13 protein-coding genes are annotated in these 13,430 nt (G+C 64.8%); 10 read left to right on the forward strand and 3 right to left on the reverse strand.

The window, feature by feature from the left end; all coding sequences use genetic code 11:
• Positions 1 to 1,182 carry an ABC transporter substrate-binding protein gene (locus ASE66_RS14050; RefSeq protein WP_057190243.1) on the reverse strand — a complete coding sequence of 394 codons (1,182 nt, stop codon included), beginning with the start codon at positions 1,180 to 1,182 and terminating at the stop codon, positions 1 to 3.
• A 230-nt stretch (positions 1,183 to 1,412) separates the two neighbouring features.
• On the opposite strand from ASE66_RS14050, the gene ASE66_RS14055 reads away from it, so the two are divergent.
• Genes ASE66_RS14055 through ASE66_RS14070 form a run of 4 tightly spaced genes read left to right on the forward strand, consistent with a single transcriptional unit; the run spans position 1,413 to position 4,030 of the window.
• Positions 1,413 to 2,051, forward strand: a complete 639-nt coding sequence (locus ASE66_RS14055) for a lysophospholipid acyltransferase family protein (protein WP_057190397.1) — start codon at positions 1,413 to 1,415, stop codon at positions 2,049 to 2,051.
• A complete protein-coding gene (locus ASE66_RS14060; protein ID WP_057190244.1) occupies positions 2,048 to 2,998 on the forward strand; it encodes a phosphatidate cytidylyltransferase in 951 nt (316 codons plus the stop codon). Before ASE66_RS14055 ends, ASE66_RS14060 begins: the two co-directional genes overlap by 4 nt.
• 20 nt (positions 2,999 to 3,018) lie before the next feature.
• Positions 3,019 to 3,402 carry a hypothetical protein gene (locus ASE66_RS14065; protein WP_200964598.1) on the forward strand — a complete coding sequence of 128 codons (384 nt, stop codon included), beginning with the start codon at positions 3,019 to 3,021 and terminating at the stop codon, positions 3,400 to 3,402.
• Positions 3,389 to 4,030, forward strand: coding sequence for a CDP-alcohol phosphatidyltransferase family protein (locus ASE66_RS14070; RefSeq protein ID WP_057190246.1), 642 nt, complete (start codon positions 3,389 to 3,391; stop codon positions 4,028 to 4,030). The genes ASE66_RS14065 and ASE66_RS14070 overlap by 14 nt, the downstream gene beginning before the upstream one ends.
• Positions 4,031 to 4,047: 17 nt before the next feature.
• On the opposite strand, the gene moaA is transcribed toward ASE66_RS14070, so the two are convergent.
• Positions 4,048 to 5,049, reverse strand: coding sequence for a GTP 3',8-cyclase MoaA (gene moaA, locus ASE66_RS14075; RefSeq protein WP_057190398.1), 1,002 nt, complete (start codon positions 5,047 to 5,049; stop codon positions 4,048 to 4,050).
• Between the two features lie 168 nt (positions 5,050 to 5,217).
• On the opposite strand from moaA, the gene ASE66_RS14080 reads away from it, so the two are divergent.
• The 3 genes from ASE66_RS14080 (at position 5,218) to ASE66_RS14095 (ending at position 10,004) form a co-directional block, all read left to right on the forward strand.
• Positions 5,218 to 5,586: a gamma-butyrobetaine hydroxylase-like domain-containing protein gene (locus tag ASE66_RS14080; RefSeq protein ID WP_057190247.1), complete on the forward strand. Its 369-nt coding sequence runs from the start codon at positions 5,218 to 5,220 to the stop codon at positions 5,584 to 5,586.
• 441 nt (positions 5,587 to 6,027) lie between these two features.
• Positions 6,028 to 8,601, forward strand: coding sequence for a beta strand repeat-containing protein (locus ASE66_RS33220; protein WP_244494916.1), 2,574 nt, complete (start codon positions 6,028 to 6,030; stop codon positions 8,599 to 8,601).
• The gene (locus tag ASE66_RS14095) at positions 8,598 to 10,004 is read left to right on the forward strand and encodes an autotransporter outer membrane beta-barrel domain-containing protein (protein WP_244494923.1); all 1,407 of its coding nucleotides are present in this window, start codon (positions 8,598 to 8,600) and stop codon (positions 10,002 to 10,004) included. The genes ASE66_RS33220 and ASE66_RS14095 overlap by 4 nt, the downstream gene beginning before the upstream one ends.
• Before the next feature lie 264 nt (positions 10,005 to 10,268).
• Here the strand turns inward: ASE66_RS14095 and ASE66_RS14100 are convergent, their stop codons facing one another.
• Complete coding sequence (locus tag ASE66_RS14100) at positions 10,269 to 10,847, reverse strand: L,D-transpeptidase (RefSeq protein ID WP_057190251.1); 579 nt, start codon at positions 10,845 to 10,847, stop codon at positions 10,269 to 10,271.
• A gap of 358 nt (positions 10,848 to 11,205) precedes the next feature.
• On the opposite strand from ASE66_RS14100, the gene ASE66_RS14105 reads away from it, so the two are divergent.
• The 3 genes from ASE66_RS14105 (at position 11,206) to ASE66_RS14115 (ending at position 13,305) form a co-directional block, all read left to right on the forward strand.
• Entirely contained in the window at positions 11,206 to 11,976 is a 771-nt protein-coding gene (locus ASE66_RS14105) for a hypothetical protein (RefSeq protein WP_057190252.1), read from the forward strand.
• 154 nt (positions 11,977 to 12,130) lie between these two features.
• Positions 12,131 to 12,409, forward strand: coding sequence for a hypothetical protein (locus ASE66_RS14110; protein ID WP_057190253.1), 279 nt, complete (start codon positions 12,131 to 12,133; stop codon positions 12,407 to 12,409).
• Positions 12,410 to 12,663: 254 nt separating this feature from the next.
• Complete coding sequence (locus tag ASE66_RS14115; RefSeq protein ID WP_057190254.1) at positions 12,664 to 13,305, forward strand: outer membrane protein; 642 nt, start codon at positions 12,664 to 12,666, stop codon at positions 13,303 to 13,305.
• Positions 13,306 to 13,430: the final 125 nt, after the last annotated feature.

A 13,430-nucleotide genomic window follows, 5' to 3' on the forward strand; every position in this document is an offset into this window, starting at 1 on the left:
TTATTTCGGTGCGTGGCCGACGCCGATCTCCTGATCCCAGCGCCGGAAGGCTGCGACCAGGCGAGCGGGCGTCAGTGGCGGGCGGGTCGGCAGGCTGCCGATCAGCCCGTCATATTCAGGCCGGCCGAACTCCTTGAGCACATTCTGGCTCTCCTGCGGCGCCATCGCGAGCGTCACGCCCTTGATCGCAGGACCGGGATAGAAATAGCCCTTGTCATAGGTCGCCGCCTGCGATTCCGGCTTCAGCAGATGCGACATCAGCGCCAGGATCACCGCGATCTTGTCCGCAGCCACTCCCTTCGGGATGCACATGAACTGGGTGTCGGGGATCCAGTGCGTGTTGGCGAGGGTGAAGACCTTGGCCTCCTTCGGCACGATGCCGAGGGCGCGCGGGTTGATGTCCCACCCAAGCGTCGAGACGATGCAGTCGCGCGTGCCGTCGCCGAGCTCCTTCATCGTCGCGGCGGTGCCGGTCGGATAGTAGTCGATCGCCGTGCCGAGTTCCTTGAGATAGGCCCAGGTCTTGGCCCAGCCGTTCATCGGATCGCTCGGGTCGCTGTCGCCGAGGATGTAGGGCATGCCCTGCAGGAAGGTCCAGCCGGGGCCGGAGTTGAGCGGGCGGGCATAGGTGAAGCGGTTGGGATTGGCCTTCACATAGGCGAGGAACTCCTCGGCCGTCTTGGGTACTGTCTTAAGCTTGTCGGCCATGTATTCGAACAGCGGTCCCGACGGCGAATAGACGACGGCGACGCCTTCGTTCTGGCCGAAATTGCGCTGCATCATCAGCGCCTGCTCGTGATAGATGTCCTCGGCCTTGGGCAGGCTCGCGGTGTGCGACTTCCAGACGTCGACCCACAGGCCCTGCTGGATGCCATCCGACATCGCGCCCGGGCCGGTCAGCACCATGTCGATGTCGACGCGGTTGGCGTCCTGCTGAGCCTTGAGCTTGGCCGGCAGTTCCGGCGACGGCGCCCGCGAAAAATTCAGTCGCGAGATCAGCTTCGGATTGTCCTTGGCGAACTTCTCGATCGCGGCCTGCGTCAATTGCAGATTGCCGGCGACGTCGATGATGTTGAGCGCGACCGGGCTCGCAGGTGCGCCCTGGGCGAAGGCTCCGCCGGCGGAGAGCGCGGCGAGGCTGGAAGCGCCGGCGATTACGCCGCGCCGTGTCAGATGGCTCATGGTACCTCCCAATGCTGGCCTGCTTTGCTGCGGCCTTGGCATGTATACTAGTACACAAGAGCGCGTAGGCAACATGCGACGAAAGCAGGGGCGGGCTGCGCGAGGGCTGGCGGGTTCTGCCGGTCGGGCAGCCACATGGCAGCGCTCGAATTTGCCACTGACCCCTGCAATGTCGACAGCGTTCGAGATGAACGCTACGTCATCGCAAAGGGCGGCAATCGGGTATGGGGATGCGCGAAGCAGGGATCAGCTTGGCTGGTACGCTCATTGTGGTCTTTGCCCGCTTCATCACGGCGGTCCGCGGGCGGTGGGATGGGGTCGCGCCGACCGGCGAGCAGCGGATTTATTTCGCCAATCATGCCAGCCATGGCGATTTTGTCCTGATCTGGACGGTGCTGCCGCGCCGCCTGCGCTTCGCGACTCGGCCGGTCGCCGGCAGCGATTACTGGCTGAAAAGCGGCCTTCGGCGCTTCATCGGCCGCGATGCCTTCAATGCCGTCCTGATCAACCGGGATACTGCGACCCGAACAGCTGATCCGGTCGACCAGATGGCGGAGGCGCTCGATGCCGGCTCCTCTCTCATCGTGTTCCCGGAGGGCACGCGCAACACCACGGATGCGCGGCTGCTGCCGTTCAAGAGCGGGCTGTTCCACCTTGCGCAGGCGCGGCCGAACGTGGCCCTCGTGCCGGTATGGATCGACAATCTCAACCGCGTCATGCCGAAGGGCGAATTCGTGCCGGTGCCGCTGATCTGCACCGTCACCTTCGGCGCCGCACTCGTCCTCGGGGAGGCTGAGACCAAGCAGGATTTCCTGGCGAGGGCTGAAGGAGCGCTGCTCGCCTTGTCACCGAAGGCAAGCGCGCCATGACGATGCCGCATCCCGATCTCGTGGCCGTGCTCGCAGGCCTGCTCGCCATCCTGATCGTCGCGTCCACGATCGGCTACTTGCTGCAGCGCCGGCTTTCGCCTGATGGCTCGAACGCCGTGGTCGAGAACCTGAACGACCGTATCCGCGCCTGGTGGATCATGGTCGTGCTGATGGGGCTGGCGCTGATCGGTGGCAAGACCGGCGTGACCCTGCTCTTTGCCTTCTGCTCGTTCGCGGCCTTGCGTGAATTCATCACGCTGACGAACACGCGCCGTGCCGACCATTGGGCGCTGGCGGCCGGCTTCTTCATCGTGCTGCCGATGCAGTATTATCTGATCTGGATCGAATGGTACGGCCTCTATTCGATCTTCATCCCCGTCTACGCGTTCCTGCTGATGCCGATCATCGCGGCGGCGCGCGGCGACACCGATCATTTCCTGGTGCGTATCGCCGAAGTGCAGTGGGCGCTGATGATCTGTGTCTTCTGCACCTCGCATGTGCCGGCACTGCTCAGCCTCGACATCCCCGGCTTTCAGGGGCGCAACGTCCTCCTGATCGCCTTTCTCGTCATCGTCGTGCAGATCAGCGATGTCCTGCAGTACGTCTGGGGCAAGCTTCTCGGTCGCACCAAGATCGCGCCCAGGCTGTCGCCGTCGAAGACGGTCGAGGGCTTCGTCGGCGGTGCGCTCAGTGCGACGGCCGTTGGCGCCGCATTGTCCTGGATGACGCCGTTCACGCCGCTGCAGGCCGCTTTCCTGGCGCTGGCCATCGTGCTGATGGGCTTCTTTGGTGGGCTCGTCATGTCGGCGATCAAGCGCGATCGCGGCATCAAGGATTGGGGCCACCTGATCGCCGGCCATGGCGGCTTCCTCGACCGGCTCGATTCGGTAGTGTTCTCCGCCCCGATCTTCTTCCACCTCGTTCGTTACGGCTGGTCGACCACGTGAGCCTGCCGCTCGCGCGCCTGATGCAAAGCAGCATCGTGCATGTCGGCTTTGCCTTCATCGCCATGGGCAGTTGGGCGGCTTTTGCCAACCGCACCCATCCGATGCCGGCACCACTCCTCGCCGGGTTGATCCAGGGCACGCTCTCGGCTGTCATCACCCTGGTCCTGAAACGGGGCATCGAATATCTCGCCCGCCGTTTTACCGGCTTGGCCGCGCTTGTGGCGCCGCCGGCGATCGCCGGGCTCGTCTCCGCGAGCCTGCTGACCATGATCCATACGATCGGCGGCACGCCCGAGATCGCCAGGACCATCGCGGTCCCGCTGACCGTCGCGACCAGCTATGCGGCGCTCTACAATTTTTCGCTGTGGCGGAGCAGGAAGGCGATGAACCATGGCGCAGGATGACGATCGGCGGCCGCTCTCGAGCCGCGATTCCGGCTGGGCCCGGGCGATCGCGCGCCGGCTGAGTGCCACCGGTATCACGCCGAACCAGATCTCGATGGCGAGCATGGCGATGGCGGCTGTCGCCGGCGCCGCCTTCTGGCTCGCGGGCACGGCGGCTTCCGGGCCGCGTGCCGCCCTGCTGCTTGCTGCCGCCCTGTTCTGCCAGCTCAGGCTGCTCTGCAATCTCTTCGACGGAATGGTCGCGATCGAAGGCGGCAAGCAGGCTCCCGACGGACCGTTCTGGAACGAGTTTCCCGATCGGATCGCCGATATCCTCATCCTGACCGGCGTCGGTTACGGTATCGGTGTGCCGGCCTTGGGCTGGGCGGCGGCGGCTCTTGCCGTTCTGACCGCTTATACCCGCGAGCTCGGGCGCAATTGCGGGCTGCCGGCCGACTTCTCCGGCCCGATGGCCAAGCAGCACCGCATGGCGACGATTACGGCGGCGGCGCTCCTCTCGCTGCTGGAGCCGCTGTGGCGAGGCCAGAATGAAGTGCTGACCATCGCGCTCTGGCTGCTCGCCGTAGGCGCGGCTGTGACTGCTCTCAGGCGGGCGACGAACATCGTGCGCGGATTGCGGGCTCGCTGAGCAGGGTCAGCCGGCTCTCAGCCCCCGGTCACGCTCATATGCCGGCCGACGGCGGCGCGGGGCTGGCGCCGGTCGATGACGAAGTCGTGGCCCTTGGGCTTGCGCGAGATCGCCTCTTCCATCGCCCGGTAGAGCAGGGCGTCGTCGCTCGAGGCGCGGATCGGCGCGCGCAGGTCGGCGGCGTCCTCCTGGCCGAGGCACATATAGAGCGTGCCGGTGCAGGTCAGGCGCACGCGGTTGCAGCTCTCGCAGAAATTATGGGTCATCGGCGTGATGAAGCCGACGAGTCCGCCGGTCTCGCGCACCCGGACATAGCGCGCCGGTCCGCCGGTCCGGTACGGATCGTCGTCGAGCGTGTAGCGGTCCATCAGCCTGGCCCGCACCATCGAGAGCGGCAGAAACTGGTCGAGCCGGGCAGGCTCGATCTCGCCGAGCGGCATCACCTCGATCAGCGTCAGGTCCATGCCGAGCCCGTGGGCCCAGTGCATCAGGCCCTCGATCTCGTCCTCGTTGACGCCCTTCAGCGCCACCGCGTTGATCTTGACGCGCAGGCCCGCCGCGCGCGCGGCCTCGATGCCGGCCAGCACCTTCGACAGGTCCCCCCAGCGCGTGATCTTGCGGAACTTGTCGGGGTCGAGCGTATCCATCGACACGTTGACGCGGCGCACGCCGCAATCGGCCAGCTCCTGCGCATAGCGGGCGAGCTGCGAGCCGTTGGTGGTTACGGTTAGCTCGTCGAGCGCGCCGGAGGCGAGATGGCGCGAGAGCGAGCGGAACAGGTTCATGATGTCGCGCCGCACCAGCGGCTCGCCACCGGTGATGCGGAGCTTGCGCGTACCGCGCGAGACGAAGGCGGTGGCGACGCGGTCGACCTCTTCGAGCGTCAGCAGGTCGCGCTTCGGCAGGAAGGCCATGTCCTCGGACATGCAGTAGACGCAGCGGAAATCGCAGCGATCCGTCACGGAGATGCGCAGATAGGAGATGTCGCGGCCGAACGGGTCGGTCAGCGGCGCACGCATCAAAGGCTTGATGGGGTCGTGCAGCACGATGGCTGAAATCCTTGGGCGGTCGCGGTCTTGCGGCGCAGTGCGCCTGCCGTTGCTCTGATATAGGAAGCAAGCATCGGCGGCGGCAAGCCCGCGGTCAAGCAGGCTGATGGTCGCAAGCTGTTCTGGAGAAACACGAAGATGTCAGATTGGCCGAGCGAGATCCGTCTCTCGAAGGATCGCCGCACTCTGCATGTGACCTTTGAGAGCGGCGAGAGTCATGCGCTCCCTGCCGAATTGCTGCGCGTCGAGAGCCCCTCGGCCGAGGTCCAGGGCCATGGCCCGACGCAGAAGCAGACCGTGCCGGGCAAGCGCGAGGTCGAAATCCTCAAGGTCGAGCCTGTCGGCCATTACGCCGTCCGCCTGACCTTCGACGACATGCACGACACCGGCATCTATGGCTGGGACTATCTGCGCGAGCTCGGCCGCGATGGCGAGGCGAAGCTGCAGGCCTATCTCGACGAGCTCGCGGCGAAGGGGCTGTCGCGGGAGCGGGCGCGGCGCGGGTAGGGCAGGCGTCGCTCTTTGCGGAATTTGCGAGGGGAGAGGCGAGCGTCTGCGAAAGTCAGCGATGGGTGGCAGGCCGACGCCGATGTTCCGCCGAAAAGCCGACATCGCTAAGGGCCGTGAGGACGAGCTGCGAAATCGGCAGCCTTCTTCTCCGAGGGACGAACCAGGTCAACCGCGTCATCGCAACTGAGATAATCGTAACCAGATGGAAAGGATTGCGATCGGAACGTGAGCTTCTCCGAGCCCCGGCTTGCGAATCGACGCCGAGTTGCGGCACCGTAGCCGCCACTGCCTGAACTATCTCGTTTCTGAGCTGACCGAAGGTCGGGGTTTAAATCCTCTCTCGGCACCCAGAAGGGAACCGGCCAAGAGTGCCGCAAACGGCATTCGTGAGAGCGATTTCTGGAAGATCTCGAGCTGCGGTCCGGAACGGAGCTTCCGATGGATCGGCTGCGCTCGCCTTTTTTGATTGCCGCTGCGTTTCTGGGCAGCTGCATCTCGGCACTCGCTCAAATTTGTCCGAGTCCTGCCGTCGTTAACGGAACCGCATGTACCGTATCGCCGGGCAGCAACGTCATCGCCACGCCGGCCGGGGCCATTGGACTGAACGCCTCGAACATAGGAGGCTCAATTACCGCGAATGGCATCAACGTCGCCCTGCCTTTAGCCTCTACGGTGGGCGGACAGGCGCAATCCGGGGCCTCCATCACCTTCAACAACAGCACGCTCGCGACCACGGCAACGACTACTGCCAACTCGGCAAGTCAGACCGGCTTTCGGTCCAGCGGGGCGACCAGCTTGATAAGCATGACTGGTTCGTCGCTCACGCTAGGGCCGCCTAACGGCACCACAGTGGCTAATAACATGACCGGCGCGACGGCCGTCGGTGGTGGCCATCTGACCCTCACGAACACCAACGTCACGATGCTGGGCGGCGCGGGTGGGCTGAACAATCACGCGCTTGTTTCTGACGGGAGCGGCAGCTCGATCACTGTCAGCGGGGGTACGCTCCTCACCCGTTCGCGCAGTTCGTTCGGAGCGTTGGCCCAGGGCGGTGGTGCAATCGATCTGAATGGAACCTCGATCTCGACGACGGGCGTCGGCACCGTGGCCATCGCAGGCGGACATGCACTCTTCGCGACAGGCGCCGGCAGCACGATCACGGGCACCGGCCTGACGATCGGCGTCTCCGGGAATTTCTCCAGCCCGCTGCGCGCCGAGGCTGGAGGATCGATATCTCTCAGCAGCTCGACCCTGTCGTCGTCAGCCACGTCGGCGGCGGACACCGATCCGGCAGCCGGCGCGCGAGCCACCTCCGGCGGTTCACTTTCCCTGACCAACGTGACCATCGCGATGACCGGCCAACGCGGGACGGGCGTCTTTGTCTCCGACACCGGATCCTCCGCCGCGCTCGTCGATACCAACATCTCCACCGGCGTCCTTTCCACGCGCGCCAATGGGCTTCATCTTTTGTCAGGCGCATCGGCTTCGGTGACCCGCGGTACGATCGACTCCAAAGGTGCCAACGCGGTTTTGGTGGACGGGGGGTCTTCTTTGACCCTGACCGACGCGACCCTGCAGGCGACGGGGCCGGTGACTTCCATAGGTTACGGATTGCGGGTCATCGGTGGCTCGACCGCCGTCATGAACGGCGGATCTTCGACGACGGTTGGCCGCGACAGCCCCGGGATTGCGGCTTCCGGCGGAGGCCGCGTCACCGCCAACGGCGTGACCGTTCGGACGAGCGGCATCGACAATGCCATGGGCGTGGTCGCCGATATTGATGGCCAGATCACGTTCAACGGTGGCAGCGTGACGACTACAGGCGAAGAGGTAAGATCGGGGGCCCGGCCGCATGCGTTTGTCGCGCGCAATCCCGGTGGCGTTCTGACTTCAGACGGCACTGTCCTGTCAACCTCCGGTACTCGCGCGATGGGGGCCGTCGCGGACGACGGTGGCGTCCTCAACCTCACTCGAACCCGCATCACCACATCCGGCCTCAGCGGCATCGGTATCTTCACGGTAACGGAGCAGACCGGCGATCAGTTTGCCGCCACGACAACCGCGACAGACCTCACGATCAGCACCTCCGGCGAATTGGCCCACGGAGTGACCTCCCAGTCCCGCAACGACATTGCGACGCCACTGGCTCAGACCACGGTGACGAACGCGACAATCGACACGACCGGGCTCAATGCGGTCGGTCTCCGCGCGATTCTCGGCGATTACGGCACGCGCCCCATCTCCGGGCGCGGAGAAGCCAGGGTCACAGCCAACGACACGATTGTCACCACGACTGGTGCTGGCGCCCATGGCGCGTTGTCGCGGGACAACCCGACCTCGGTGACGATGAACCGGACCTCTGTGACAACGTCCGGTGTCGCGGCGCACGGCTCGGTGGCCGAAGCTGGAGGTTTGATCGTTGGCAACCAGGCGACGGTCACGGCGACGGGCGCGAACTCGGCAGCCCTCTTTGTCATCGGTGCACCGGGAGCCGTCTCGAATGGAAATTACACGGATAGCGCACTCACCAATGCAAGTGGGCCGACGATCGGCGTTGCCGGAAATGGCAACGTCACGCTCACGCGCTCGACCGCCGGTGGCAGCGGCGAATGGTTGCGCGTCGGCCAAAGCACCGACTTCCCACTGCTGCTCGGCCATGCGCCGCTGACCGGAGTTCCGGAGCTTCCCGATCCGGATCCCGGCAGTCCACCGCCGTCTGCGGTATCATCCCCTAGCGCCCCGCCAGCGCTGCCTGTCGTGCCCGGTCTCGCCAACATCACGCTGACGAACTCAACTGTGATCGGCTCCGCCTTCACCGCCGCAGGTAGCGTGTCGAACCTGACACTGATCGACAGCACCTGGATCATGACGGGCAATTCGAACATCACCAATCTCGTCAACGATCCGAGCCTGATCCAGTACACGCCGCCGACTGGCGATCCGACGCTACTCGCCAGCTACAAGACGCTCACGGTCGTCAATTACAAGGTATCAACGGCCAGATCGGTCTGAACACCTTCCTTGGCAACGATTCGTCGCCGTCGGATCGGCTGGTCATCGACGGCGGCAACGCCTCGGGCAGCTCGCCGCTGCTGATCACCAACACGATCGGTCCGGGAGACCTGACCGTTGCTAACGGCATTCTCGTCGTGGATGCTCAGAACGGTGGCACGACCAATCCCGGGACCTTCTCGCTCGGGCGCCCGGTCGTCGCCGGGCCCTATGAATACTCGTTGTATCGCGGCAGCGTCGACGCGTCCGGGCCCGACAATTGGTATCTTCGCTCGCAGATCCCTCCGACGCCAGGGCCCAGCCCCGAGCCTTCCACGCCCATCCCGGACTACCGTCGCGAGGTGTCGCTCTACGCGGCGCTGCCGGCAATGGGCCTGATTTACGGGCGCACGATCATCGATAGCCTGCACGAGCGCGTGGGCGAACTGCGTCCTCTCGAGGCGGCGCCGGTCACCGAGGAGCGCACCGTCTGGTGCAAGAATCCGGAAAAGAACTTCCGCTGCACCACGACAGTCCAGTTGCCGGCAGGCGCCGCCTTGCCGGGGCGCTCCTACGCTTCGGCGGGATGGGCGCGGATCATTGGCCAGCATGGCAATCAGGATGGCGGTCCCTGGGGCGTTTATCGCAACGGCCCGAACTTCAACTACAGCATCTACGCTCTTCAGGCTGGCCTGGATCTCTACAGAGCCATCAACGCCGACGGCTCCCGTGACCATGCCGGCGTCTATGGTGCCATCGGTCGGCTTGAAGGCGATGTCACTCACTTCAACGGCATCAAGGCCGGCAAGAACACGATCGATGGCTATTCGCTGGGCGCCTACTGGACGCATTTCGGAGCTTCGGGCTGGTACCTCGACGGGGTGGTGCAAGGCACCTGGTTCGAGGCGGAGGCAGACTCGAAGCGTCTTCTGCCAAAGCTGAAGCGCGAGGGTTTCGGCTTCGCAGCCTCCCTGGAGGGAGGCTATCCGATCTCCCTCGGAAACGGGTGGATCATCGAACCACAGGCGCAGCTCATCTACCAGACGCTGGTCAACGGCTCAGGCCATGACGGGGCCGCCTTTGTACGCTCCTCGGACGTGGATTCGCTGGCTGGCAGGGTCGGGGCTCGACTCGCCAAGGGCTGGGCCCTGGATGATGCTGCGAGGCCCCGCATGATGACGGCTTGGCTGAAGGCGAGCGTGTGGAATGAGTTCCTGGGCAATCCGAAGACCTCGTTCTCCTCGGCGACCGGCTACATTCCTTTTAACTCGGATCTCGGCGGGGCTTGGGGCGAGGTCAGGGCGGGCGTCGATGCGCAAATCACCAGGAACGCCGCGCTCTATGCATCCGCTGGTTACTCTGTTGGCTTCAACGGGCGCTCGCATGGCTATGACGGCCGTATCGGCGTCAAGGTCATATGGTGACCGGGCAGGCCTGGGCGGCTTTGGCGGCACTACTCTGCGGTCTGAAATCAGCGAGCCTACGGGGGATTTCTGACATCCCGGCGCTTTTGGCGTCAAAGATTAGCCACGCTGCCCGGCGCGACCGATCTGCCCGAAAACAGATCTTCTATTCGTCCGGAATGGGTCGAAAGCGGATGCTGCCTCCTGCCCTGTCGTCCAGCATCGTCGAAGCAAACAAAAGGCCGGCGCGAAGCCGGCCTTTCCAAAGTCCGATAGGGCCGCCGCTCAGCGGGCGACGACGACGCGGGTGCCGACCTTGGCGCGCTCGTAGAGGTCGATCACGTCCTCGTTCAGCATGCGGATGCAGCCCGAGGAGACCGCTTGGCCGATCGTCTCGGGCTCGTTCGAGCCGTGGATGCGGTAGAGCGTCGAGCCGAGATACATGGCGCGGGCGCCGAGGGGGTTCTCCGGGCCGCCGGGCATGAAGCGCGGCAGATCGGGACGGCGCTTCAGCATCTGGGCCGGCGGGGTCCAGCCCGGCCACTCGGCCTTGCGGGTGACGGTCTGCGAGCCGGCCCAGTCGAAGCCCGGGCGGCCGACGCCGACGCCGTAGCGGACGGCCTTGCCGTCGGGCAGGACGAAATAGAGGCGGCGCTCGCTCGTGTTGATCACGATCGTGCCGGGGCGATAGGTGCCGCTGAACGAGACGACCTCGCGCGGGATCGCGGTCGCCTGCGCCTTGGCAGGGTCGACATAGGTGACGAGCGGCTGGCGGGTGAGCGGGTCGATCTCGGCGACTGCGGCGGTCGCCGTGGCCGCGATGGCCGTACCGGCGATCAGGGCCAAACGGAAGAAGCGGAGCATGGCGGCCTCGGAAGGGATTGCGGGGTGGCGGGCGGGAGAAAGGTGACAGAAAAACGTCAACAATTCCCCAAATCTCTGGCAGAGCGAAGGCTGTCGTTCAATCGATGTGCGTTCACATCGGCGCGACCTTTCGAGCTTTCGAGGCGCCCGTTGCGGGGCTGCAACAGACGTAGGCGTCTGGATACCGCTTGGCGCGATCTGGGCGGTTTTCGGGCGGGAGTGTGGCGACGCGCGCCCGCGGCTCCCCCGAATGAAGGACGCGGTGCGTTTCGCGTAGCGCTAGAGAAGCGACAGGCCCGGTCTGTCGTTAAGACGGCGCCGAGGCGCAAACCGGATATTGCCTTGAGGTGGGACACAAATGGCCCAGGAAGTTGCGGTGCACGCCGTCTATCTGGAGGATCCCACAATGATCCATGAGTTCAATTTGAAGCAGGGTGGGCCCGACTTTTTGCCGACGGGGCACACCGGGATACGAGAGAGCTTTTCGCCTCGGAAGGCAGTCGACGCGATCATATCTGCAGCGAATATAGCGGGCGGAAATCGGATCAAAGTCCTGCGCCTCCTCGCTCATGGCAATGCTGGCAGGTTCAATTTTCCTGGCCTGAAGGGGCGCTCGTCGGTCGCGCGGGAATATGGTGGGCTGCGGGGGGCATTCGCGCCTCTGGCCAGGATCGAAATCCATGGCTGCGGATGCGCCAGCGAAGAGGAGCTGGATGGTCACAGAGGTGAGTACACCGGTGATCCGAAAGGACGCGGCCTGCTCTTCCTCTGGGCCGTGGCGAGGACCTTCAACGTCCCCGTCACAGGCGCTGTCGATACGCAGGGCGGCTGGGACGGCTGGAGCTATAGCGGGGTCACCGTCACCATTTCTCCCGCCGGGAAATTCTACGCCCAGAAGCCTGGGCAGCGCTGGTGGGATCCCGGAGCCGCAAACGATCAGGCCAGGCGCGAGTTCGACCGGATCGAGACACAATACATCAAGAAAAAGCTCTATGCGCAGGCGCGTGCTGCGCTGCGCAATCTGATCCAACTCTATCCAACGTCGAAGGAGGCGGCCGAGGCTGAGCTATTGCTGCCGGCGGACGCGATGGAGAAGCCGAACAAGGGGCTGGCGACGAAGTTCGAGTAGGCCGGACGCCCTCGCGGGATCGTGCGTCCTTCGCGAAGACCTCTCCGATTGCCGTTAACCAGTCGTTCGCCTAATCTCCAGATCGAGGGGCAACTTCCGATTGCAAAGCCGGGCCGGCTCTGGTCCGCTTCTGCGAAACGCCGGGAGGTTCGCCATGCCTACCTGCCAATTCGATGCGGGGCCTGAAGAGCTCGCTGCTCTGGGAACAGCCTTTCACGAGGCCTGGCGGCAGGTCGGCCCGATCTATGGGCCGTTCGAGAATCCGCATCGCGAATGGCTTGCCCGCCTGATCCTCGGCCTGCGCCGCTCCGGCCATTCCGGCGACATCACCCTGCTCGCGATCGAGCAGTTCATGGCGACCGCCCCGCTGGCCGAATGGGCGAATGGCGCGCGAGACGCACAGCAGCAAGCGGGACCGATCGCGCGAAACTGAGCGCTTTGCGCGGGCCCGTCTCCAGCACCTCGCCGTAAGACTCCAGGAATCCCTTCCGGAGCGTTCCCGTATAGCGGGCAACGTTGCCGTAATCTTCGCCCGCAATCTGCGCCGTGCTGACCCGGTCCGATGAACGGACCTGCGGTCGCAAGAGCCGGATCCGATCAGGTTGGACCAACCTGATCGGTGAATCCGTCTCTCACTTGTCTGGCCTGATGCGTCGGCGGCGACCAAGCCGCCGCAAGGAGTCTTTGATGAAGCGTCTCATCCCGATGGTCGGCCTCGGCCTGCTGGCCGTCCTCGCGGTCCCGGCCATGGCGGCCGATCGTCCCGCGCGTGTGCAGCAATACCAGCCGGTCTATTCCCAGCCGCGGGCCTATAACTGGAACGGCATCTATGCCGGTATTCATGCCGGCGGCGCCTTCGACCGTTTCGAGGGAACCGCCAAAAAAAGCCGCAGTGAAATCCTGCTCGGCGGCCAGCTCGGCTACAACCTCCAGATGGGCGGGCTCGTCACCGGTGTCGAGGCTGACATCTCGATGAACGGGATGGGCAAGGGCGCCAAGCGCACCGGCGGCGCCAGCGCCGACATGCGCTATGTCAGCACGCTGAAGGCTAGAGCCGGCTTCGCCTTCGACCGCTTCCTGGTCTACGGCCTGGGCGGCGTCGCCTATGGCAGCCTGAAGGCAAGCGACGGCCTGGTGTCGAAGGAGAAGAGCAAGGTCGGCTATGTCGTCGGCGCCGGTGCCGAATACGGCATCACCGACAACCTCTCCGCCAAGCTCGAATACAACTACGTCTCGCTCGGCAAGCAGAACTTCCAGTTTGCCAATGGGCGTACCCGCGTCGGCGTCAACGAGCATCTCGTCAAGGCCGGCCTGAACTACCGGTTCTGATCTTCGGAATCCCGGGTTGGGAGACCGACCCGGGTCACCTTGCGGCTCGCCAGCCGCGCCAAGGCATGGATGGAGCGTGATGTGTCTGGATATTTCGCCCCTATTCCGGCATCACGTTCCATCCG

The organism is Allobosea sp. Root483D1 (assembly GCF_001429505.1).
GTDB lineage: Bacteria > Pseudomonadota > Alphaproteobacteria > Rhizobiales > Beijerinckiaceae > Allobosea.

Bases quoted from the DNA above. Each gene is read 5' to 3' on its own strand.
- ASE66_RS33220 (WP_244494916.1), top strand. From the start codon at position 6,028: ATGGATCGGCTGCGCTCGCCTTTTTTGATTGCCGCTGCGTTTCTGGGC.
- ASE66_RS14050 (WP_057190243.1), bottom strand. From the start codon at position 1,182: ATGAGCCATCTGACACGGCGCGGCGTAATCGCCGGCGCTTCCAGCCTC.
- ASE66_RS14100 (WP_057190251.1), bottom strand. From the start codon at position 10,847: ATGCTCCGCTTCTTCCGTTTGGCCCTGATCGCCGGTACGGCCATCGCG.
- ASE66_RS14105 (WP_057190252.1), top strand. From the start codon at position 11,206: ATGGCCCAGGAAGTTGCGGTGCACGCCGTCTATCTGGAGGATCCCACA.
- ASE66_RS14110 (WP_057190253.1), top strand. From the start codon at position 12,131: ATGCCTACCTGCCAATTCGATGCGGGGCCTGAAGAGCTCGCTGCTCTG.
- ASE66_RS14080 (WP_057190247.1), top strand. From the start codon at position 5,218: ATGTCAGATTGGCCGAGCGAGATCCGTCTCTCGAAGGATCGCCGCACT.
- ASE66_RS14115 (WP_057190254.1), top strand. From the start codon at position 12,664: ATGAAGCGTCTCATCCCGATGGTCGGCCTCGGCCTGCTGGCCGTCCTC.
- ASE66_RS14055 (WP_057190397.1), top strand. From the start codon at position 1,413: ATGCGCGAAGCAGGGATCAGCTTGGCTGGTACGCTCATTGTGGTCTTT.
- moaA (WP_057190398.1), bottom strand. From the start codon at position 5,049: ATGCGTGCGCCGCTGACCGACCCGTTCGGCCGCGACATCTCCTATCTG.
- ASE66_RS14070 (WP_057190246.1), top strand. From the start codon at position 3,389: ATGGCGCAGGATGACGATCGGCGGCCGCTCTCGAGCCGCGATTCCGGC.
- ASE66_RS14065 (WP_200964598.1), top strand. From the start codon at position 3,019: ATGCAAAGCAGCATCGTGCATGTCGGCTTTGCCTTCATCGCCATGGGC.
- ASE66_RS14060 (WP_057190244.1), top strand. From the start codon at position 2,048: ATGACGATGCCGCATCCCGATCTCGTGGCCGTGCTCGCAGGCCTGCTC.